General features: G+C 46.8%; 23 protein-coding genes. 6 read left to right on the forward strand and 17 right to left on the reverse strand.

Annotated features, from left to right (window positions below; all coding sequences use genetic code 11):
- Nucleotides 1–3: 3 nt before the first annotated feature.
- The 8 genes from H6F56_RS24975 to H6F56_RS25010 form a co-directional block, all read right to left on the reverse strand.
- Nucleotides 4–324: a DUF5615 family PIN-like protein gene (locus H6F56_RS24975; protein ID WP_190674537.1), complete on the reverse strand. Its 321-nt coding sequence runs from the start codon at nt 322–324 to the stop codon at nt 4–6.
- A gap of 1 nt (nt 325) precedes the next feature.
- Nucleotides 326–544 (reverse strand): DUF433 domain-containing protein, encoded by a 219-nt coding sequence (locus H6F56_RS24980; RefSeq protein WP_190674541.1) that lies wholly within the window; start codon nt 542–544, stop codon nt 326–328.
- A gap of 398 nt (nt 545–942) precedes the next feature.
- Nucleotides 943–1,062, reverse strand: a complete 120-nt coding sequence (locus tag H6F56_RS24985) for a photosystem II reaction center protein J (protein WP_190674544.1) — start codon at nt 1,060–1,062, stop codon at nt 943–945.
- A 76-nt stretch (nt 1,063–1,138) separates the two neighbouring features.
- Nucleotides 1,139–1,261 carry a photosystem II reaction center protein L gene (locus H6F56_RS24990; protein WP_190674547.1) on the reverse strand — a complete coding sequence of 41 codons (123 nt, stop codon included), beginning with the start codon at nt 1,259–1,261 and terminating at the stop codon, nt 1,139–1,141.
- A gap of 12 nt (nt 1,262–1,273) precedes the next feature.
- Nucleotides 1,274–1,408 carry a cytochrome b559 subunit beta gene (gene psbF, locus H6F56_RS24995; protein ID WP_190674550.1) on the reverse strand — a complete coding sequence of 45 codons (135 nt, stop codon included), beginning with the start codon at nt 1,406–1,408 and terminating at the stop codon, nt 1,274–1,276.
- 21 nt (nt 1,409–1,429) lie between these two features.
- The gene (gene psbE, locus H6F56_RS25000) at nt 1,430–1,678 is read right to left on the reverse strand and encodes a cytochrome b559 subunit alpha (RefSeq protein WP_190674553.1); all 249 of its coding nucleotides are present in this window, start codon (nt 1,676–1,678) and stop codon (nt 1,430–1,432) included.
- A gap of 118 nt (nt 1,679–1,796) precedes the next feature.
- Nucleotides 1,797–2,843 (reverse strand): photosynthesis system II assembly factor Ycf48, encoded by a 1,047-nt coding sequence (locus H6F56_RS25005; protein WP_190674556.1) that lies wholly within the window; start codon nt 2,841–2,843, stop codon nt 1,797–1,799.
- 103 nt (nt 2,844–2,946) lie between these two features.
- Nucleotides 2,947–3,282 (reverse strand): rubredoxin, encoded by a 336-nt coding sequence (locus H6F56_RS25010; RefSeq protein WP_190674558.1) that lies wholly within the window; start codon nt 3,280–3,282, stop codon nt 2,947–2,949.
- Nucleotides 3,283–3,637: 355 nt separating this feature from the next.
- Between H6F56_RS25010 and ndhC the strand changes: the two genes are divergently transcribed.
- From ndhC to H6F56_RS25025, 3 genes are read left to right on the forward strand one after another with little or no spacing between them, the layout of a single operon-like run.
- The gene (gene ndhC / locus H6F56_RS25015; RefSeq protein WP_190674561.1) at nt 3,638–4,000 is read left to right on the forward strand and encodes a photosynthetic/respiratory NAD(P)H-quinone oxidoreductase subunit C; all 363 of its coding nucleotides are present in this window, start codon (nt 3,638–3,640) and stop codon (nt 3,998–4,000) included.
- Entirely contained in the window at nt 3,997–4,731 is a 735-nt protein-coding gene (nuoB, locus tag H6F56_RS25020; RefSeq protein ID WP_416361010.1) for an NADH-quinone oxidoreductase subunit NuoB, read from the forward strand. Before ndhC ends, nuoB begins: the two co-directional genes overlap by 4 nt.
- The gene (locus tag H6F56_RS25025; RefSeq protein WP_190674569.1) at nt 4,724–5,227 is read left to right on the forward strand and encodes an NAD(P)H-quinone oxidoreductase subunit J; all 504 of its coding nucleotides are present in this window, start codon (nt 4,724–4,726) and stop codon (nt 5,225–5,227) included. Before nuoB ends, H6F56_RS25025 begins: the two co-directional genes overlap by 8 nt.
- A 252-nt stretch (nt 5,228–5,479) precedes the next feature.
- Here H6F56_RS25025 and H6F56_RS25030 read toward each other — a convergent pair whose 3' ends face one another.
- From H6F56_RS25030 to H6F56_RS25040, 3 genes are all read right to left on the reverse strand, one after another.
- Nucleotides 5,480–6,325 carry a hypothetical protein gene (locus H6F56_RS25030; RefSeq protein WP_190674572.1) on the reverse strand — a complete coding sequence of 282 codons (846 nt, stop codon included), beginning with the start codon at nt 6,323–6,325 and terminating at the stop codon, nt 5,480–5,482.
- Between the two features lie 324 nt (nt 6,326–6,649).
- On the reverse strand, nt 6,650–7,273 hold the full coding sequence (locus H6F56_RS25035; RefSeq protein WP_190674575.1) for a flavin prenyltransferase UbiX: 624 nt from the start codon (nt 7,271–7,273) through the stop codon (nt 6,650–6,652).
- Nucleotides 7,274–7,355: 82 nt separating this feature from the next.
- Nucleotides 7,356–9,707 (reverse strand): ribonuclease R family protein, encoded by a 2,352-nt coding sequence (locus tag H6F56_RS25040; RefSeq protein ID WP_190674578.1) that lies wholly within the window; start codon nt 9,705–9,707, stop codon nt 7,356–7,358.
- A 1,048-nt stretch (nt 9,708–10,755) separates the two neighbouring features.
- On the opposite strand from H6F56_RS25040, the gene H6F56_RS25045 reads away from it, so the two are divergent.
- Entirely contained in the window at nt 10,756–11,559 is an 804-nt protein-coding gene (locus tag H6F56_RS25045) for a hypothetical protein (RefSeq protein ID WP_190674581.1), read from the forward strand.
- 88 nt (nt 11,560–11,647) lie between these two features.
- Here the strand turns inward: H6F56_RS25045 and clpP are convergent, their stop codons facing one another.
- The 3 genes from clpP to H6F56_RS25060 all read right to left on the reverse strand — a co-directional run bounded on the left by clpP (nt 11,648) and on the right by H6F56_RS25060 (nt 14,841).
- Nucleotides 11,648–12,274 (reverse strand): ATP-dependent Clp endopeptidase proteolytic subunit ClpP, encoded by a 627-nt coding sequence (clpP, locus tag H6F56_RS25050; protein WP_305076156.1) that lies wholly within the window; start codon nt 12,272–12,274, stop codon nt 11,648–11,650.
- A 152-nt stretch (nt 12,275–12,426) separates the two neighbouring features.
- Nucleotides 12,427–13,593, reverse strand: coding sequence for a pyridoxal phosphate-dependent aminotransferase (locus tag H6F56_RS25055; RefSeq protein WP_190675056.1), 1,167 nt, complete (start codon nt 13,591–13,593; stop codon nt 12,427–12,429).
- Between the two features lie 165 nt (nt 13,594–13,758).
- Nucleotides 13,759–14,841 (reverse strand): class I fructose-bisphosphate aldolase, encoded by a 1,083-nt coding sequence (locus tag H6F56_RS25060; protein ID WP_190674587.1) that lies wholly within the window; start codon nt 14,839–14,841, stop codon nt 13,759–13,761.
- A 237-nt stretch (nt 14,842–15,078) separates the two neighbouring features.
- On the opposite strand from H6F56_RS25060, the gene H6F56_RS25065 reads away from it, so the two are divergent.
- Entirely contained in the window at nt 15,079–15,765 is a 687-nt protein-coding gene (locus H6F56_RS25065) for a C39 family peptidase (RefSeq protein ID WP_190674590.1), read from the forward strand.
- Nucleotides 15,766–15,768: 3 nt separating this feature from the next.
- Here the strand turns inward: H6F56_RS25065 and H6F56_RS25070 are convergent, their stop codons facing one another.
- Together H6F56_RS25070 and H6F56_RS25075 are read right to left on the reverse strand one after the other, a co-directional pair.
- Nucleotides 15,769–18,597: an NACHT and WD repeat domain-containing protein gene (locus tag H6F56_RS25070; RefSeq protein WP_190674594.1), complete on the reverse strand. Its 2,829-nt coding sequence runs from the start codon at nt 18,595–18,597 to the stop codon at nt 15,769–15,771.
- A gap of 151 nt (nt 18,598–18,748) precedes the next feature.
- Nucleotides 18,749–19,264, reverse strand: coding sequence for a hypothetical protein (locus tag H6F56_RS25075; RefSeq protein ID WP_190674597.1), 516 nt, complete (start codon nt 19,262–19,264; stop codon nt 18,749–18,751).
- A 276-nt stretch (nt 19,265–19,540) separates the two neighbouring features.
- Here H6F56_RS25075 and H6F56_RS25080 point away from each other — a divergent pair, with 276 nt between their 5' ends.
- The gene (locus tag H6F56_RS25080; protein ID WP_190674602.1) at nt 19,541–20,470 is read left to right on the forward strand and encodes a TIGR01777 family oxidoreductase; all 930 of its coding nucleotides are present in this window, start codon (nt 19,541–19,543) and stop codon (nt 20,468–20,470) included.
- A 169-nt stretch (nt 20,471–20,639) separates the two neighbouring features.
- Here H6F56_RS25080 and H6F56_RS25085 read toward each other — a convergent pair whose 3' ends face one another.
- Nucleotides 20,640–20,948, reverse strand: a complete 309-nt coding sequence (locus tag H6F56_RS25085) for a DUF4179 domain-containing protein (RefSeq protein WP_190674604.1) — start codon at nt 20,946–20,948, stop codon at nt 20,640–20,642.
- Nucleotides 20,949–21,161 lie beyond the last annotated feature (213 nt).

Here is a 21,161-nt window from a genome sequence, read left to right on the forward strand (position 1 = left end):
TGTTTAGGCACTTACTGTCGTAGCTTGTCCTTTAGCTGCCGTAGGTAAAATAGCTAAAACTTTTGGTGCTAAAGATTTCAGATCCCCTAAACGATTGGATGATGCTTGCAGAACAATTACCGCAATATTGAACTGTGGCAGATTCTGTTGAAACGACAAGTTGCGATCAACTGTTATGAAAACATCAAACTCTGCTTCAGCAAGGGCCAGAAGTTGACCATTTTTGACTCCGCCCCATCCCATCTGTGGAACCGTTTTCACCTCATACCCAACAAACTCTCTCGCAAGTTTGCGGTCAATACACTCATCCAAAAGGAGCCTCATGCTATGCCCCCATGCCCACAAGCTGTTTCCCTGCTTCTTCCAACAAAGCAATGACCTGCTCTCTGGTTACAGTTGGAAATCCATCTAAAAAATCGTCAATTGATTCTCCGGCTTTAAGATAGTCTAAAAGCGTCTGTATGGGAACCCTAGTACCAGCAAAAACTGGGGTACCGCCCATAATTTCAGGAGATGCGCTAATAATTGAGGAGTCTTTAAGCATCAGTCTTTGACCTCCGGGTTCCGTACTTCACAGATTATCAATTTCTATAAGTATAGAATTCTTTAGAGATCGAAAAGGTCTACCTCTATTAGTATCCTGACGTGAGGATGTACATAGTAATCCTAAATAGGTTGTAATTGTTCTAGCCGGCAAGATGCCAGCATCTTGCCGGCTAGAAATACATTGACTCAGCAACGCCTCAGCACCTATTAAATTTGCCTAAGGATGAAAAAGCCGCCTATCTAAAGTTAGGTAGGCGGTTCTTTTACAATCGCTCAGTGATTAGTAGCAGAAAAAACTAACTATTTTAAGGCCGGTGAGAGCGGTTAATCTTTCCTCGCAGACAGACCAACTCTCTCGATCACACCCGCCCTTATTCACTAAACAAAAGCGAAATACTACAAAGAGGAACCTAATCCGGCGTAGGCACCATAGAAGAAAATACCTACAATCGTAATCACACCCAGGCCGGCGACGGTTGCGACAACCCACAAAGGAATTCTGCCACTTTCAGACACAGCTTTTACCTCTCCATTAAAAACACAGCTGAAGATCGTTAGATCATTAAATCGAAAAATCGAGATTTATCGCCAGTTAGTTAAAGAAATAACTGGAAAACAAGATACCCAGGCAAAAAATCAGTAACAGGCCCAAGTACAGGGATGTCCGGTTTAATTCTACCGGCTGATTATTCGGGTTGGGAGAGCGAGTCGGCATGAGAAATTACTCCTATCGTTGAATAAATTGCATGGCGGCGATCGCGCCCAAAAAGAAGATCGTGGGCACTCCTAGGGTATGCACTGCCAGCCAGCGAACCGTAAAAATGGGATAAGAAACAGGCTCGTTTGCTCGATTGGTCGTCATAATTTAGAACTCCGTTAGGAACTACTTATTGATAAATTGATCAATTTGTTGCTTCGACTCAAAGCGGTCTTGCACAATTGGCAATTCCTGGCGAGTTTGGGTGAAATACTCATTAGGCCGAGGCGTACCGAATACGTCGTAAGCCAAACCTGTACTCACAAACAACCAGCCGGCGACAAACAGCATGGGGATGGTGATACTATGAATCACCCAATAGCGGACACTGGTAATAATGTCCGAAAACGGACGTTCTCCTGTTGAGCCAGACATTCAGATTCCTCCTGTAGACTACTGTTAAAAACTCAATCTCTATGATACGAAACTTGCACAACACTCACAAGCAAGTAATTTTAACCACCGGCAAGACTACCGGCGATTTTTATTAGCATCAGGCAGATGCGGCATTAGCTTGATACTTCAAGAGAATACCTTGTTGACCAATAATAAATCCTTGCTGGGGCGACAAAAAGACAATCTTGTAAAAATTAGAGGGGACATTCTCCACCTCACGGTCTTTTTGCCAGGTTTTACCCCCATCAAAACTGCACAGCAAATTGCCACTGCCGCCGGCAACCCAAACTTCATCGGGTGTTCTGTAGGCTAAATCCAGTAGTCCCCAGCTAGTGGACACCTCTGGATGCAGCGGTTCCTCCCACTCTTCCCAGTTTTGGGCACTGCTAAATTGTACCTGACCACCTCTGGCTAACATCCACAACCGGCCATCTTGGGAAAATCCCATATTCTGGACGCGTCGGGAACTGTTGCGATTGTGCGGTATCCAGGCATTCTGACCCGGTTCCCAAGTCGAGTAGAAGTTCCCCTTCGCAGACACGGCAACATATCCCCCATTCGAGGAACGCTGGATATTCCGCACGACACCGACGGCTTCCTGCACCATCGCTTTCCAGTTTTGGCCGGCATCTGAAGTTCGGTAAATTGCTCCCACATTCGTGGTCATCTCAGCGGATTTCGGGCCAAGTGCCAAAATTGTATTAGGGGCACCTGGTAGCTTCTCACTTAAGAGAATCCGATTCCAAGACTTCCCCTCGTCGTCTGTATGCAGCAAGACGGAAGGCTGTCCCACAATCCATCCTTCTCTCCCAGAAAAGCTCACCGATGTCAATAAAGCTTTTTCCTCATCCAGATCCAAACGTTGTTCTTGCCAAGTTTGGCCGGCATCTGTGGTTTCTAGTAAGGTGGCATTGCTGCCGACAATCCAACCGTGGTTGGGGTCAGATGTAAAGGCAATGTCTTGTAAATTCGATTCACTGGGCAGGTTGATCACTTGCCAGGGGCTGGAACTGAGAGAGGGGACTTGAGAACATCCCACACAAAGCAGGACGGCTGCTAGTAATAAAACAAGGGGTTTCAAAGGTTTGATGAGCGAGTCTATCACAGTCCAATCTATATATCTGTTAATCGTTTTTTGTTGCATTTAGAACCGGCAGTCTTTCAGTTTCAGCTCAAACGCGAATGCGATCCAACTCTTTCTCTATTGCATCAAGACTTCATCATTCGAGTAGAATCTTGAAGCTGTCTCACTGTAAGCCATAGAGGCTGAGAAAGAATAGCAAGCCAAGAGCCAGTCCGCCAAAAATCAGCAGATTTTTCTGGGTTGGAGTGAGTGTGTTGACGCCTAGCCCGTAACCAAGATTTTCCTTAAATCCAGAGGCGGTGCCGGCAGCGCCAATATTGTAAAACTGCGAGGTTCGCACCCCACACACCGGGCAGCGCCAATCCGTCGGCAACTCTGTAAACGGCGTTCCGGGCGGAACCTGACGCCCATCGTCTCCCTTGGTCGGTTCGTAAACGTAGCCACAGGCTCGGCATTCGTATCTGTCTAACGTTTGGGAATCAATGGCTTCGGGACTCATGGCTCAGGAAGAATAGAGGGTTGGGGGTTGAGAGAGTGACCGAGGCTCCAGTCCCCGCCACGTCTCCTCGCAGCATAACGATCGTTGATAGTAATAATATTAAAATGTCGCATAATTTTGTTAAAGATTGTCAACGAATCTGCTAAAAAATTAAGCTTTTGGCTGAATTGCTGAGCCAGCGGGCCTTACGGCGACCGCTATCTGAAAGGTTAGAAATAAAGCTTCTCAGACACAAGGCATTTGGCTGGGCGTGGTGCGGGGATTCGCATCCTGCCACCGCAACCCTTAGCCCTATATACTGTAATGTAAAGAAGTAGAAACAAACGTACCTTCAGCGAAGCGGTCATTATTTATCGTGTTTGTCCTCAGCGGCTATGAATATTTCCTGGGCTTTCTGCTAATTAGCAGCCTCGTACCCTTATTGGCGTTGACGGCTTCTGCATTGCTGCGGCCCAAAGGTCTTGGCCCAGAACGGCGTACCACTTACGAGTCCGGCATGGAACCCATTGGAGGAGCTTGGATTCAGTTCAACATCCGGTACTATATGTTTGCTTTGGTCTTCGTGATCTTTGATGTTGAAACTGTTTTCCTCTATCCGTGGGCTGTGGCGTTCCACCGGCTGGGGCTGTTGGCTTTTATTGAAGCCCTGATCTTTATTGCAATTCTGGTGATTGCACTCGTGTATGCGTGGCGCAAAGGAGCCTTAGAATGGTCATGAACACTAATGTTACATCGCCCAACACTTCAGGGGAATCGGGGCAACTGATTAACCCGGTAGGCCGGCCAGAGATCACAAAAGAACTCTCGGAGAATGTGATTCTGACGTCGGTTGATGACCTCTACAACTGGGCGCGACTGTCTAGCTTGTGGCCCCTGATGTATGGGACGGCTTGCTGCTTTATTGAGTTTGCCGGCATGATTGGCAGCCGGTTTGACTTTGACCGTTTTGGTCTGGTGCCGCGTGCTAGTCCGCGCCAAGCCGATTTGATTATTACAGCTGGCACGATCACGATGAAATACGCGCCGGCATTGGTTCGCTTGTACGAACAAATGCCGGAACCAAAATACGTGATTGCAATGGGTGCCTGTACGATTACCGGCGGGATGTTTAGTGCCGATTCTCCCACCGCAGTGCGTGGAATCGATAAGCTGATGCCGGTGGATGTGTATATCCCTGGGTGTCCGCCGCGTCCGGAAGCGATCATGGATGCAATTATTAAGTTGCGTAAAAAGGTTTCTAATGATTCGCTACAGGAACGGGGCCGGTTACAGCAAAGCCACCGTTTCTACAGCAAGGCACACAATATGAAGCCGGTGCCCGAAATTTTAACCGGCAGCTATCTCGACTCCCCCACTCGCCAAGCACCGCCGAAGGAACTGACAGAAGCGATGGGGATGCCGGTGCCGCCAGCCCTTCAATCTGCTAAGAAGGAGGAAAGTCGTGGCTGAAGAAGGAACGCAAATCGTTGAAGCCGGCAAGGTTTCTACGTGGCTGACACAAAATGAGTTTGCCCATGAATCGCTGCCGGTAGATCATTCGGGTGTGGAGATTATCAAAGTTGAACGGGAGTTTTTAATTCCCCTAGCAACTGCCCTCTACGCTTACGGATTTAATTACCTGCAATGTCAAGGCGGTTATGATGCCGGTCCTGGTGAGGACTTGGTTAGTTTCTATCACTTAATTAAAGTAAGTGATAATGCTGATCGGCCTGAAGAAGTGCGGGTGAAGGTGTTCCTACCACGGGAAGATCCGAGAGTGCCTTCCCTGTTTTGGATCTGGAAGACGGTAGACTGGCAAGAGCGGGAAGCTTACGATATGTATGGCATCATTTATGAAGGACATCCGAATTTAAAACGGATTTTGATGCCGGAAGATTGGGTAGGTTGGCCGCTGCGTAAGGATTATGTCTCTCCAGACTTTTTTGAGTTGCAGGATGCCTATTAAGGTTTAGGGTAATTTCTCGCAACTTAGTTGTGTTGAATTTAAGTGCCGGCACTCTCTTCTTTTGAGAAGGGGGTGCTTATTTTATGATTGATCTACTGAGTGCCGGCTGTTTAATGCTGAGCAATTAACGGGAGGAAGCAGATTTGAGATTTTTTAAGCGCAGATAAGTTAAGGGTTAGTGTTAGAGATATTGCGATTCTCTGTTGGGTACAGCAGTGAGAATCGCTATACCTGCAAATTCAACGTTCTAAACTACCAATCTTTTGAAGGTTTGCGTTTATCATCATCCCAGTCCCAATCATCTTCTTGATTTTGTTTCTTGCTTCCTTCATCTTGCCTGGGTGCCGGCATACCTGAAGGTGCATTAATCACCCGGTAATCCGCATCATAAACAGATTCCGTTTTTCCCACCCCAGACTCAGCCGGCTCGCGATAGCCGATCGAATAAGTTGAGCCATAGCGGGAAACCGTTTTCGGTTCCTGGGGCACTTCATAAGTTGTGGGATCTCTGCCCAAATCGCGCTCATCATTACGAGGATCTGCTTGTCGCTCATTCTCCTCCCAATCCTCATAAAACTCGTCGTCATCCTCAGCCGGCTCCCTATAATCATCCCGCTCCTCAACACCGGCACGGCGATTAACCGGCTCGTCATAATCATCTCGCTCCTCAACACCGGCACGGCGATCAACCACCTCCTCAGAAGTGCCGGCAGCCGGTGAAGCCGTTGATGTGCCCCAGTTATTCTGCAAAACTGTATTAGCTTGGGGAGCCGGTTCCGGTTGCCTGCGTGGCGGTGGTGGCACAGGTTCACGTGGCGTTTGAGGCATATAGTCACGCGGGATCTGGGGTAAAGGGATGTGCCGGCTCGTTAACAATTCTCGCTCAAACAAATAATTTGACAGCTGATATAAAGCAGCAATCCCAAAGGATGTCAGTACACCTGCCGCCACAGCACCCAACATCAGCACAGAAAGTGGTAGCGCCAATGATTGCGTGCCTAAAAATACCACCGGCAGAACAGGCGACGCATTTTGCCAAGCAAAAATCCCTAGCCCTCCGAATACAACCATTAGCAGTAAAACGCGAAATTCACGCATAATGAATCCTCCACAGTGTTGAGTATCTCGAAGAGTTTTTAGTCAAAAATATTAAACCCCTAGCAAAAATGTACCCCCTTATCTAAATGACCCACAAAATAGTCAGACTCATCTTTATTCATCTATGTATGGCTGCGGCACGCTGCGCTATCATCTGTGTTTAAAAAATCCTAAAAACAATGATTGCAAGAAGCCTATATAGTATTGAAAATTACTCATTACAACAAACAAGCATCTAAGAGACAAAGAAGAAGGATGAAATTTCTAACTTCATACCTTACGTTTGTACCGGCCCACACAAACACACCAGCCCGATTCACGCTTCTAATGTCCCTCCCACCGGCTAATCGGGATGCAATCAATCTCAAACTGATCGAAAGCGCGAGCCACCACAAAATCAACCAAATCCTCAATCGTTTGCGGGTTATGATACCAAGCAGGAATCGCCGGCACAATTCTTACCCCCGCTTCCGCCAAAGCCGTCAAATTCCGCAAGTGAATCAAACTCAAAGGCGTCTCACGGGGCACTATCACCAGTTTACGTCCTTCCTTGAGCTGCACGTCAGCAGCCCGCTCTAAAAGATCCGAACTCAAACCGGCAGCCAACTTCGCCACGGTACTCATACTGCACGGCATCACGATCATCCCCAAAGTCCGAAACGAGCCGCTGGCAATATTCGCGCCCACATCTTGCCAAGCATGACATCTCAGCTTGCCACCCGTCACATCCCCAGCTTGCTCACGCCAAAATAGCTCCTGTTGTGCCGGCTCAGCAGGCATCCGAATATTTTGCTCGGCTTGCCAAACCATATAAGTAGACTTAGAAGCCACCAGCTCAATTGCCCAGTCTGCTTCTAATAAAAACTTAATCGCTCGCACTGCATAAATCAGTCCAGATGCCCCTGAAATACCCAAAATCAGGGGGCGTGTCTTCTTATCTTGTGTCATCAGTTAATTGCTAATAAAGAATTGGCTGCCGGGATAGAGTATAAAGAATTCTTTATCCCCTTATCCCGGCTCTCATTCTTCATTAACGATCAACCTCCAGATAAGGGTTGTAAGTGGAACGCTCAGGCTCCTCGTCATCTCCATTTGTGGCTTCACTGCCGCCACCAACCGCAACCAAGTCTATTTGTTGCCGGTAGTAATCCACACTCTTGACTTGAACTTCCACGCGATCGCCGAGCCGGTATTGCTTGCGGTTCTTGCGTCCCACCAAGGTTTGCTGGCGAGAACGGTATTCATACCAGTCATCTTTCAAAGAAGAGACATGAACCAATCCTTCCACCAGCAATTCTTCAATTTCCACAAAGAAGCCGTAAGACTGAACGCCGGTGATCAGTCCGGGAAATGTTTCGCCGGTGCGCTCTTTCATTGCACCGGCTTTCTTTAACCCTGCCAGATCCTCCTCAGCTTCTTGGGAGACTTTTTCTCGATCACCCAGATGTCCCACGATGGTAGACAGCTGTTCTTCGAGTTCGTGTTGCACTTCTGGGGGCAAGACGTTCCAATTAATTTGGCCTTTAGCGCTACTGTGACGCAAATTCACGCTTTCTTTGACACGAGTGGTGCGGCGATCGCGCCCGTGTTCAAACACAGCGTGGAGGATGCGCTGCACCAGCAAATCTGCATAACGCTGCACCGGCGAAGTGCAGTGGGTGTATCCGCTGTCTAGGGATAGGCCAAAGTGCGACCCTGGCGTGGTGCTATAAGTAGCCGGTTTCAAGGTTTCCTGCAGGAGGTAAGTCAGCACTCGTTCGGCAGTGGAGCCGGCAAACTGTCGGGTAAAGCCTTGATAATCTTGAGGGCGGACATCTTCCTCATTTTCCAGCTGCAAGTTCATCCCCAGATTGTCAGCCAGTTTAATTAACTCTTGAACATCATCGAAATCGGGCTTTGGCTGTACCCGATAAATTCCCGGCACCATCAGCGCCTGTAAATGGCCGGCTACGATTTGGTTCGCCAGAAGTATCAATTCTGTCACCATTGCACCGGCACTGAGGCGAGGTGAGGCAACAATTACCCCTAGCAACCCTTCATCATCAAAGGGAAATTGACCTACACCGTACTGAGTTGCCGGCAGATTTAGTTCAATCGCGCCCCGTTGCTGCCCCTGTTGCTTGACTGCGCGGGAGAGCGCTAACATTTGGTCGAGGACTGGACTGAGCGCCGAGTCTTCATTGCGATCCAAAATTTCTTGAGCTTGCTGGGGACTGAGCTGATAGTCAACTTGAATGACGCTAGGTTGAATTTCAAATTCCAGCACTTCGCCTTGAGCATTCACGGTGATCAGCACCGAGATGGCAAGCCGTTCTTCTTCGGGTAACAGAGAACAGCGATTTTCTGCCAAAATTTCGGGCAACATTGGGATTGCCGTTTCTCCCAAAAACACGGCGATGCCACGCTTGCGGGCTTCCCGGTCGAGGGGCGAGTCTGGTGGGACATGATAACCCACATCAGCGATATGAACGCCCAGCCTCCACTGCCCATCTTCGAGTGTTTCCAAGGAGAAGGCGTGTTCTACAGGAGACGCGCCGGTGCTTAAGCCTTCTTCTGAAGTTTCTGGTTCTTCTTGCTCACGTTGTGGGGATTCAGCCTTAAAAGTGAGAGTCAGCAGCTTACGCAAATCCAGCCGGTTTTTCAAGTCGGCTTTTCGCAGCTGTTTGGGCAAGGCTTTAGCCGCCTTCATCACAGTTTCGCTAAAAGAACGGGGCAGATCGTGCTTGCAGCAAACAATGTCTAGGTCGTTAGCATCTTCGGCATCGCTCCCGAGAATCTGAGCGACGCGCCCCACCGGCGGATAGGAACCGAGAGGATAGCGCAGAACTTCGACATGGACGAGGTAATCAATGGCTTCTTCTAGCTCCATGCCATTTGAGTTAACTTCGAGTTCAAACAATAGCCGGTCGTCTAAGGGAACGGCTTTGTATGCGGCGAGGCCGGTTTGGTTCTTGGCTTGTTTCAATCGCGCTAAGACGCTGGGGTTTGCTCGTTCGAGAACTAACCGCACTTCCCCTTCTGGACTGCGCCGGCGGCTGCCTTCTTTGATGATTTTGACCAGCACTCGATCGCCATTCCAAGCGGAACTGAGATGGCATTCCCGGATATAAATATCTTCTGACCCTTCCGCATCTTGAATGGCAAAACAAAACCCTTTGCTAGAGCAACGAAGTTTGGCTTCTACGACACCTTCTTCAACTACCCGGCGATACTTGCCGCGATCTTTGACTAAAATGCCTATTTTCTCTAAAGCGTCTAGGACAATTTGGAATTTACGCAGACTTGTCTTGTCCTGGCAACCCAGTTTCTTCTCCAAGACTTTAGGCGCGACCAATTTATCATCCGTAAAGTTTGCCAGTAGTGTAGCGATTGAAAATTCCATGCAGCGCTCAATCCTTGTGGTCTCTATTCGATTCTCTCCCCGGCACTATCACTCCACGCGGCGGTAGCTATTAGCCTTGGATGCCCGGATTTGGAAATTTGGATTTTAGATTCAATGCGCTACGCGAACGTCAATCTAAAATCTACTATCGTCTGTCCGCACCTTTTCCAAGCTTCACTCCCCCTTTCCTCGCGAACGACTTTTAAGGAAGTGTTCGCGCCGAGAACGCTGGAAGCAAGCAATCCGATGGCGGAACCTCTCAGTTGCGCTTAACGCAGCTGTTTGGGCATCAGGGTGACATCGTCAGGCACCTCCGACTTTGAATAAACCCATTTTTCTCGCCCCCGCCATGTTTTAGAACACAGTGATGCAACCAAGGGTCAGGAGCTTGAGCCGGCTTTGAGCGAGTGTCGGAGGTGCTTGAATACCGTGTACTCTTGCACTCTCGTTTTCTTACACGCTGCGGCGCTTCTGTTTTAGCAACCGCTTTGCAGCGACCCCGCTCTAGCTTTAGGGTATATACAGGTCGGATGGAGCGGCGCAATGCCGCGCAGATGTAGTCTTTTAACTATTTTAGTTTTAGCGGGTGCTTTTGGTACATCGGTTTTTTTGCACACTATCCTAAAGTTAGGGATTGAGGGCAAATCATCCGTAAAGTGTGTTTAGGAAGGGCTGTCGTGTTTGCCGGCGGGGTATACAGGTTTTTAATCAGCGGGTGTTAGAGAAAGGCACGAGAGCATTGCTAGGGCGAGAGGGAAAGAAGAAATTTCTGCCCTTGATTTTTTTGATTGACTCAATCGGGATGTTTTCCATCCGGATAGATAGCGTTCTTGGGGAGGATTTCTAAGTTAAATGCTTATTAATTTAGGAATTATTTTATTTTGCCTGCAACCTGGCTCCTTTAAGATTGTGCAAAAAGGTTTCAACGCTTCAGTGAGTTTATTTTGGGATGCCCTGATTTGAAAGTGAATACCCAATTTAATAAGTAAAGTCTAAAATTTAAAATAGCGCTATCTTCTGGACTTCTAATGTTATTGATGGGAATGCTATGTTTTCTCAATTTTTCGCTCGTTATCCAGCCGGCGGTTTAATTTCTGAGTTACTGACGATTGATCACGGCAAATATGTTGTCCGTGCTTTGGTTGTTGTGGAAGGCGTGACGCTGTCTTCCGGGTTGGCGGCGGCAGAAACTGTGGAAGTGGCGGAAGATCGAGCTAAAACCCGTGCTTTGAATGTTTTGGGAATTGAAGTGGGAACGCCACAGCCGGCACAGACGAATTCTGTTTCGCCTCAACCGACTGCAACTTCACCTTTACCGGCACCTTTGACAACGAATTTTCAATCGCAAAAAGGGTTTTCGCCAGATCCTTTGGTGCCGGCTCACTCAGATACAGCTTTTTCCAGAACCTCTCCCCCGCTAACAACGCCGGCTCGTCCTTCTGTTTCTCCCAGTTCCCCTGCGCCGGCTTCGGATGAGTGGTTATCTGATTTCAATGGCAATGGGGAAGAGCCGGATGTTATGCCGGCACCGACGTCATCGTTTAATTTCCCAGAAGTTGAGCCGACTTCCGGTGAGCCTCTATTGAGCGGTTCACAGTTTCACCGTGAGGGTATTGGGAAGCCGGTGCCTGCTGCGCCTGAAACTGGGAGTGCCGGTGTTGATAAGAAGAAGGATTTATCAAATGAGATTGCCAAAATTAAAGTTGAACTAGAGCGTTTGCACTGGAGTCCTGAGCAGGGAAAAAATCATTTAACTCAAACTTATGGCAAGTTATCTAGCAAACTGCTAACTGATGAGGAATTGCTTGATTTCTTGCACTATTTAGAATCTCTGCCGGCACCGACTAAGTAAAAAAGGTGAACGGTGATAGTCAGGACATGAATCATATCATGCGCTAACTATCACCCTTCAATTCCCGCTAAATCGGGTTTCAATTTTCTTAGCCGACTGCAACTGGACGAGTTGCAGAGGGACGACGATCAATCACTTGATCGATGAGACCATATTGCCTGGATTCTTCGGGGGACATGAAGAAATCCCGTTCGGTATCTTCTGCAATTTTCTCTATGGGTTGGCCGGTGTGGGCGGCTAGATGCTCATTCAGTCGCCGTTTGTGGTATAATATTTCCTTGGCTTGAATTTCGATATCCGTTGCTTGCCCCTGAGCGCCACCGAGGGGTTGGTGAATCATAATCCGAGAATGGGGCAGACTCATCCGCTTACCCTTTGTGCCGGCACTGAGCAAGAAGGCTCCCATACTGGCAGCTAGGCCGACGCAAATCGTAGACACATCCGAGCGAATGTGGTTCATGGTGTCAAAAATACCCATGCCGGCTGTCACCGAACCGCCTGGAGAGTTGATGTAGAGGTAAATATCCTTGTCCGGATCTTCAGCTTCTAGAAAAAGCAGTTGAGCAACAATCAAGTTTGCCAAGTCGGAATCAATTTGCGATCCGAGAAAGATGATGCGCTCACGCAGGAGTCGCGAATAGATGTCGAAAGCGCGTTCGCCACGACCTGACTGTTCGATAACGATAGGAATCATGGAGCCTGCCTGTTGACGCAATTTATCTTAGTTATAACCAATTGTAGGTTTAATCTGCCGGTGGTTGCAGCAAGAGGGAGGTAGGGGTTCCTCCCTAAAAGGAGTGCGTCTAGAAGCCAGCCGGTGATCAGGGGTGTTTGGCTGTACCCTTTACCCTGCTGCGAAGCATTCACCTAGATTTGCGCTCTGACAAATGCTTCAAGCCGGCTCATTCCCTTTTCAATGGTTGCCATATCGGTTGCGTAAGATAAACGAATGCAATCATCTGCACCAAACGCAATTCCAGGAATAACGGCGACTTGCTGAGATTCTAGTAAGCCATCACAAAATTCTAGAGATTTTAGACCTGTTTTGCTGATATTCGGTAACAGGTAAAAAGCGCCGTCTGGTTTCGGACATTTTAATCCTGGAATTGCGGTGAGAAGTTCGTACATAACCTGCCGGCGTTCGGCAAAGGCTTGGCGCATTTCTTCTACACAATCTTGCGATTCTTCTAATGCTGCAATTGCCCCATACTGGGCGAATGTGCATACATTCGATGTACTGTGACTTTGAAGTGTTGTTACTGCTTTAATTAAATCTAATGGGCCGGCTAAATAACCGAGTCGCCAGCCGGTCATTGAGTAAGCTTTGGCAAAGCCACTACTAATGATTGTGCGATCAAAAATTTCTTTGCCAATCGATCCAATGCTGAGATGTTCGACACCGGCATAGATAATCTTCTCGTAGATTTCATCAGAAACGACTAAGATATCTTTTTCAACCACCACCTCTGCTAATGCGCGAATTTCATCCGGCGTGTAAACCATGCCGGTGGGATTAGAAGGCGAATTGAGGATAAATAATCGCGTTTTTGGGGTGATCGCTTCTCGCAGTTGAGCCGGCGTAATTTTGTAGTTACTTTCGGCGGTTGCGTGAATAATCACCGGCACACCGTCGGCAAGTTTCACCATTTCTGGATAACTCAGCCAATAGGGAGCCGGGATGATTACCTCTTCTCCCGGATCAAGCAGCGCCATGATCAGGTTATACAGAGAATGCTTGCCGCCATTGGTAACAACTACGTTCTCTGGGGCATAGTCGAGTCCGTTATCTTTCTTGAGCTTCCGGGCGATTGCTTCCCGCAACTTGGGTTCACCGGCAGCAGGGCCATATTTAGTTTTACCGGCATCTAGCGCTTGTTTCGCAGCGGCTTTGATATGTGCCGGCGTGTCGAAATCTGGTTCGCCAGCACTAAAACTGCAAATGTCGATGCCTTCAGCCTTCATCGCCTTTGCCTTTGCCGCGATTGCCAATGTAAGCGAAGGCGCGACCTGACCCACCCGTGCTGCCAGCTTCATCATTACCCCTAAAAATTTAACTTAAGCACTACAACTATCAGACTTCTAGTTTCTCAGACTATCTCGAAATTGCGTGCGAGGTTTATGTTTTTTTACGGTTGCAATGTTTTGATCGCCTGACATTTAGTAGGGGCGCATACGCCGGTGCGCCCCCATCGCGCTCAATTATGCAATCGTGACATCGGGTGAGAGATAGACATCTTGGATGGTGTGAAACAGCTTGACGCCTTCCTCAAAGGGGCGTTGGAAGGTTTTGCGGCCAGAAATCAAGCCAGAACCCCCAGCACGTTTGTTAATCACGGCAGTGCGAACGACTTCGGCAAAGTCGCTTTTACCGGATGCGCCACCGGAGTTAATCAAGCCGGCACGCCCGCAGTAGCAGTTGAGTAACTGATAGCGGGTTAAATCAATCGGGTGATCGGTGGTTAAATCTGAGTAAACCCGATCATGCGTCATGCCGTATTTCTCGCCGGCAGCGTCGGTGACAGCTTTATAGCCGTGGTTGAATTCTGGCAGCTTTTGCTTAATGATGTCTGCCTCAATGGTGACGCCGAGATGGTTGGCTTGGCCGGTGAGGTCAGCGGAAATGTGATAGTCTTTGTCTTGCTTGAAAGCGCTGTTGCGGAGATAGCACCAGAGAATCGTTGCCATACCGTATTCGTGGGCTAAGGCAAAGGCTTCGCTGACTTCTTGAATTTGGCGAGTTGATTGATCGGAACCGAAGTAAATCGTTGCCCCCACGGCTGTTGCCCCTAGATTCCAGGCTTGCTCAACCGAGGCAAACATCACCTGATCGTATTGGTTGGGATAGGTGAGTAGTTCGTTGTGGTTGAGTTTGACAATGAACGGGATTTTGTGGGCGTATTTGCGAGAAACACTGCCTAAAACGCCCAAGGTGGTTGCCACAGCATTGCAGCCGGCAGCCATTGCCAGTTTAATAATGTTTTCCGGGTCGAAGTAGATGGGGTTGGGGGCAAAAGACGCGCCGGCAGAGTGTTCGATGCCTTGATCGACGGGCAGAATAGAAAGATAGCCGGTGTTTGCCAACCTGCCGGTGGAGTAAAGCTGCTGGAGACTCCGGAGCACTTGGGGAGAGCGATCACTGTGTGCCCAGATGCGGTCGATAAAATCTGGGCCGGGAAGGTGGAGTAAATCTTGAGAAACCTTGGCTTTGTGCGTGAGAAGGTCTTCTGCTTCAGCACCGAGATAAGACTCGATGGTTTTGGGTGCATCTAGAGTTGCGGTCATAGATTTTCCCTCAAAACTTCACGGTAGCAATTTTTTCAAGAAACAGCTATTCACAGGCAGTTATCTTTTATCTGGCACTGCTGGGGGTAGCCGGCTTATCCTTATTGCTGTTAATTTTAATAAAAGCTTGCTGGTGATGGAATTCATCAAATTTGTCAGTCAATTAGTGGCTAACCCTTGGGGTGTAGAAAAATGCTAAAGATTAGAAACATATTAAGGTACAGATGGAAGCTGTGGATGTCGATTATTTTTGCCCTAGCAACTTGTACGGGCGCAGAGGCACATTTGCAGATTTCGACAGTGGGAAATCTGCAAAACCAGGGAGAGTCAAAAGAGTTTCTTGTCGCTGTAGCACCGACCCCTAAAACAAAAGAGCTAGCATCGAAAGCAAAAGAGCCGCCACCTTCCAGCCCCTCTTCCGTTGAGTTAGACGTTCCCTACTTTCCTCAGTCAGATAATAAGATTAATCCTTCGGGTAGCGCTGGGGTAACGGCTGTGGCAATGGTATTTTCCTACTATGGTGTTCAGCCAAAGAAGAAGGAACAGCAATTAGAAGATGAGCTGTCTAGCTGGATGCGAAATCGAGGCTTAATCGGATATGCACCTGATGAATTGGTTAAGCTTATCAAGGCATACGGATTTCAAGTAAAGTTTAACGAAAAAACTACTTGGGAGGAAGTTAAGACGTCGCTCAGGGATGGATACCCTGTTATTGTTGCTGGATTCTTTACGTCAGAGGGTCATGTCGTACCCATAGTTGGTTATACACCCACGCACATGATCGTTAATGACAGCTATGGAGACACTTTATCTGGTGAATACAATACTCAAAAAAGCGGAGAAAGGATATTTTACAGACTCGACTTTATGAATGCTGCTTTATTTCCTGACGGCGAATTTTGGGCATATTTTATCTCTCCTTAGGTTTTAATTAGTCCGGCTTCTACCACAAAGTTGGAGGTCATCTTGGCTTGTTTCAGGATGGCTGCTGAAATAGTCTTTCAGCCAGTTACACCCCATCACCATTAAAGGAGAGGGGTCTTTTTCTTGATTATCATCAGTTGTATCTCCCTTAAAAATTGGTCGGAGGCTAGTCCAAACCCTTATAGTTTTGTCATCACCGGCAGATACAATCATCTGACCGTCACGGCTAAAACTGAGGTTTGTGATCTGACCTTTATGCCCTCTAAAAGTATCAATAAGCTGAGGGTTTCGCAGACCTATGGCCTTCTGTATTTCAGTTTTGTCAGCCTCAATTTTCCAAAGTATAATCTCGCCATCTTTACTAGCTGAGGCAAAAATGTAGCTGTCTCTGTTTGGGCTGAAAGTGACACGGTTGCCGCCTTCAAAACTATTTAGCAATCCCCCCTTGCGATCCCACAATTTCATCGTCCCATCATCACTAGCTGAAGCAATAATCGTCCCATCCGCACTAAAACTAACACTCAAAACTCGCCCGCTATGCTCTATCAAAGTATTTATTGACTTGTCGTCTAGATGCCAAAGTTTAACTGTGCTATCACCGCTGGCTGAGGCGATTATTTTATTGTCTGGGCTAAAAGCAATGCTGTTCACTGCATTACTATGTTGCCCTAAAGTTTTAATAAATTTGCCATCGCGGTTCCAAAGTTTAATAGTCCTGTCAGAACTGGCAGAGGCAATGATTTTACCATCGGGGCTGAAGGTGACACTATTGACTTCTCCTGCATGGCCCTGAAGCGTTTTAATAAATTTGCCATCGCGGTTCCAAAGTTTAATAGTTCTGTCAGAACTGGCCGATGCAAAGATTTTGCTGTCAGGACTAAAACTAAGGCTATTGACGCGCAATTTATGTTCCTTAAGAGTTTGGAGAAATGTGCCGTCAGAACGCCAAAGATTAATGTTTTGATCGCGACCGGCAGAAGCAATTAATTGACCATCTGGACTAAAGCTTGCACTTCTAACTTGAGCGGTGTGTTTTTCCAAGCGGTTTTGCTCTCTAACTCCATAGACTAAGTTTTGCAAGCTAGCAGCAACTTCTCTCTTTGTTGCCTCATCAACACTGCCTAACTGTTGCAATTGTTTTCCAACTTGCAAACCTTCTATGAAGTGTTTAATCGCAGGCTCAGCAGCAAAGCGGGCTTGCGCTTCCTTAGCCAGGGCTATAATTTCTGCTTCTTTCTGCCGGCGTGTGGCAATCTGGCTTTGCTTCAATGCAAAAAGTGCTGAACCTGCCACTAACAAGGAACCAGCTACCAGCGCCACTGCAATTTTCTGAGTTCTTCTGATTTCTTGTAGCCGGCGTTCTTCTTCTTGCCTGCTTTCACGCTCGCGCAGCTCCACACTAGCATCAATAAATTGATTTTCTTCTTCACTTAACCTACCGAGTCTATCAAACTCTTTTTTCTCTCGCAGTTCGGCTACCTGGGCTAATTTCGAGCCACTCCAGAGTTCATCCTCAGCCTTCACCTTGGAGTCAGCCAGCGCTTTTTTCCAATTTTTGGCATCTTCACACAAGCGATTTCTAATCAGAATAATTTCTTGGCTGTCTTCTATCCATTTTTTTAACGTATCCCAGGAATTAATTAGCGTTTCATGGGCAATTTCTACAGTCGATTGTTCTTGGCGATTACTGACTAAGAGCTTATTGTCGATGAACTGATTCAGCAGTTGTTGGGAATTCTCGCTAAATTCTGAAAGATTCGCCCGCCGGCTTACGGCTTTCCCACTCACATCGATTTGTTCAGTTGTGCCGGTAATATTCACTAATCTCAGAAAAATTTGCTTCGTTGTCTCCTGTTCTTCTGGCGTCAAATTCTTGTAAATTTCATCCACATGACGCTGCAATGCACCCCTCACACCTCCCAAGTTTCGGTAGGTTTGAGTGTTCAATGTTCGGTCTTCAATCTCGTCATTTTTCCAAAGTAAATCGAGCGTGTATTGTAATAAAGGCAAAGAGCCGGCTTGTCCTTGAACGTCTTGGATAATTTCTTCAACTAATCCCTGCTGAAGTACCACCCCATGATTAGCTGCCGGTTGCTCAATGGCTAGGCGCAACTCATCGGTGTGCATATCCGTAACGATGTGAATATTTTTCTCGGCAATTTTCCCTAGTGCTGGATAAGGACTGAATCGATTAAGAAAATCCGCCCGCATTGCCAAAACAACTTTGACAGATTGATCATCACTTTCAGCGAACTGGACAATTCTATTAATAAATTTTTGACGTTTTTCTAAATCGTGACACAGGGTAAAAATCTCTTCAAACTGATCAACAAAAATAAGCAACTGACACTGATCATTTTTCAAAGTTTTAATGACTTGTATCAAGCTTTCTGAGTCATTTTTTGTTGCAATTTCTGCTTCAGCTTGTTTGTAACCTTTACTAACGAGGCTAATTCGCAGTGATTCAAAGGGATCTCTGTCGGGTGTCAGGGTAAAATCTTGAAAATTGGAGCCAAGCCTTTCTGCCAGTTGCGGAATCAAGCCGGCACGCACAACGGATGATTTCCCACTTCCAGATGCACCCAAGAGTAAAATCAGATTGCTTTGACTTATGGCTTTAATCAAACTCGCAATTAATTGATCTCGACCGAAAAACAAGTCTTTATCTGAAGACTCGAATCTTTTTAATCCTCGATAAGGTGAGATTCGGTTCAGGGGACGAGTTTGAATTTCTGAGGCAGTAACTTGAATAATCTGATTAATCGTAAAGACATTTCCATCCCCCATTGAAATGTCACCGAAGGTTTGCACTTGCTGTTGATTGCCTAGCATTTATCTAACCTCCTTGAATGACCCTAAAATTTTCACTTAAACCCGCAGATACATTTTTTATGTAGATAAACCTTGAATTTTAAGGACGAACGAAACGCTACCTTAAAACCCAAGGTTGAAAGTAATTTCTAATCGTTAGGGCTAAATTGCTTCAAATGAAAATAGCCGAACCAACTAATTTAGCCACTTTAATGGTAGGCTCAATTAATTTTTCAACGCCTTTCAAACCTTTTTCAAGCGCCTCAACCGCTTGAGTAATTAAATCTTGATCCGGTTTCGATTTTTTGAGTTCTTCTTCGACAAACTCAATTTTGCTTTGCGCGTCTTTCTTTTCCAAGGCGTTAAGGTTGTCAGTCTGGCTGAGTTCTTGTTTCATAAAACTCAACAACTCAAAAGCTTCTTTAATGTCTGCTTTTCCGCCTTGAATGTTGGCATTTGTTTCAGAGATATTCACCGAGCCTTCAGCAGAAAATTGCTCAGCTTTAACTTCATTGCCATCTCTCATCGTAATGTTGCCAAAGGATTGAGATTGTTGAGTCTGCGCTTGAAGATTAGATGTTGCTCCTGTACCCAAAATTACAGATAGCTGAGATTGCAAGGCAGTTTTTTCTTCAGCCGTCAAGCTTTTAATAATGTCGAGAACTTCGTCTACAGTGTACTTTGGCATTGCGATTACCCCACAGAAATAGAAGTTTGTTACAAAAAAATACTTTGATTCCCCTCGAATCTGGGGAATTTCATTGAGAACTTGACAAAATCCGGATTGTTTGACTTACCGGCACCCTTGCCAATCCGTAATAACAACATTAACAGCTCCCGTCAAGCACCCTGATCTTGAAACCATCAGCAGCCGGTGAGACAGCCAACCCGATTTTGCAAGTGTTGCCGGCTGACGTAAACTGTGGGGTTAGCAGAGAACATACAAAAGTTAACGTTTCCACTTATGAAAGTAGCCATCACCGGCGCAACCGGCTTTGTCGGCAGTCGTCTTGTCGAAAAACTTCATGCAGACAAACATCAAATTCTGGTACTGACGCGCAGCCAAGATCGGGCGCGGCGCGTGTTTCCATCTGATGCGTATCCGAATGTTGAAATCGTTGCCTACACGCCAACCCAGTCTGGAAACTGGCAAGAGTCGATTTCAGGTTGCGATGGCGTTGTCAACCTTGCCGGCGCACCGATTGCAGATGAACGCTGGACACCGGCACGCAAACAAGAAATACTGGATAGCCGGCAGCTAGGCACACAAAAAATTGTGGAAGCGATCGCTAAGGCAAACCCGAAACCCTCGGTTTTAGTGAATTCGTCTGCCATTGGCTATTACGGAACTAGCGAAACGGCAACCTTTGATGAAAATAGTGGTGCCGGCAACGATTTTCTGGCAGAAGTCTGTCAAGCTTGGGAAGCGGAAGCGCAGAAGGTGAAGGATGCCGGCACTCGCCTCGTCATTCTCCGCACCGGCATTGTTTTAGGCATGGGTGGCGCAGTTGCGAAAATGCTACTTCCATTTAAATTGTATGCCGGTGGGCCAATTGGATCGGGCCGGCAGTGGTTTTCTTGGGTTCACCGAGAGGACTTGGTGAACCTAATCGTGCAAGCGCTAACCCGTCCTGAAATTGAAGGGATTCTCAATGCCACCGCACCCAACCCGGTTCGCATGAATGAATTTTGCGACACTTTGGGCCAAGTCATGAACCGGCCTTCTTGGCTGCCGGTGCCCAATTTTGCTTTAGAAGCGCTTTTAGGCGATGCCGCCCAAGTGGTTTTAGAGGGCCAAAAGGTTTTGCCTAAACGGACTTTAGATGCCGGTTTTAACTATCAATATTCTGGCGTTAAGCAAGCCTTAGAACAAGTGATCAGTACCTCTGCCTAGAACGGTTTCAAAACATCCCACTTTTTAATTTTTTTGAGAGATGCCGGGATTAGAGAATTCTCTGATTTGTCACAGAAAAATTTAAAGTCAAAAAAATATGGCTGTCTCGAATGAGTACAGCCATTTTGGTAGAATTTTAGCCCCTGAAATTTTTTTATTATTTAGCCAATTAAGCGATGCTGTCTAGGCAAGCACTCAGAGTTTGGACAAATTCAGCTTTTGTCACAGGTTCGCTGCCATTAAAACTGGCATTGCCCAAAGAATAGCAACCGTAGCGTTCTCCTAAATTTTGCACTGCTACAAAAGAGGGGTCAGCCGGTGAAACCTTAGCCAAGATGCTGGGGGGTTTGCTAGCAGTAGCCGGCGAGTTAAAAATGCTACCACTTACTGCTAACAGCAACACAGTCGCAATTGCAACTAAACCCAGCCACAGTCGGTTTCTTTTTACTTTTTCAAGGAACATTGTTTTTTCTTTCACTGTTTTTGGGGCATGCAATTGCCTATAAGCTTAGCACAAAAATTTAAATTCTTTTAATCAAGCACAAACTAATTAATGCTCTTTTAGATTTTAAGAGTTTTAAACTCTTAGGACTGAAAATTTCCGAGCCTTCACAAGCCGCTGTCATTTTTCAAAATGGTCTAAGCTAAATTGATTCAGAAAACTTTTTTTAATGAATTTATTGTGTTCACA

This window comes from Microcoleus sp. FACHB-672, from assembly GCF_014695725.1.
Taxonomy (GTDB): domain Bacteria; phylum Cyanobacteriota; class Cyanobacteriia; order Cyanobacteriales; family Oscillatoriaceae; genus FACHB-68.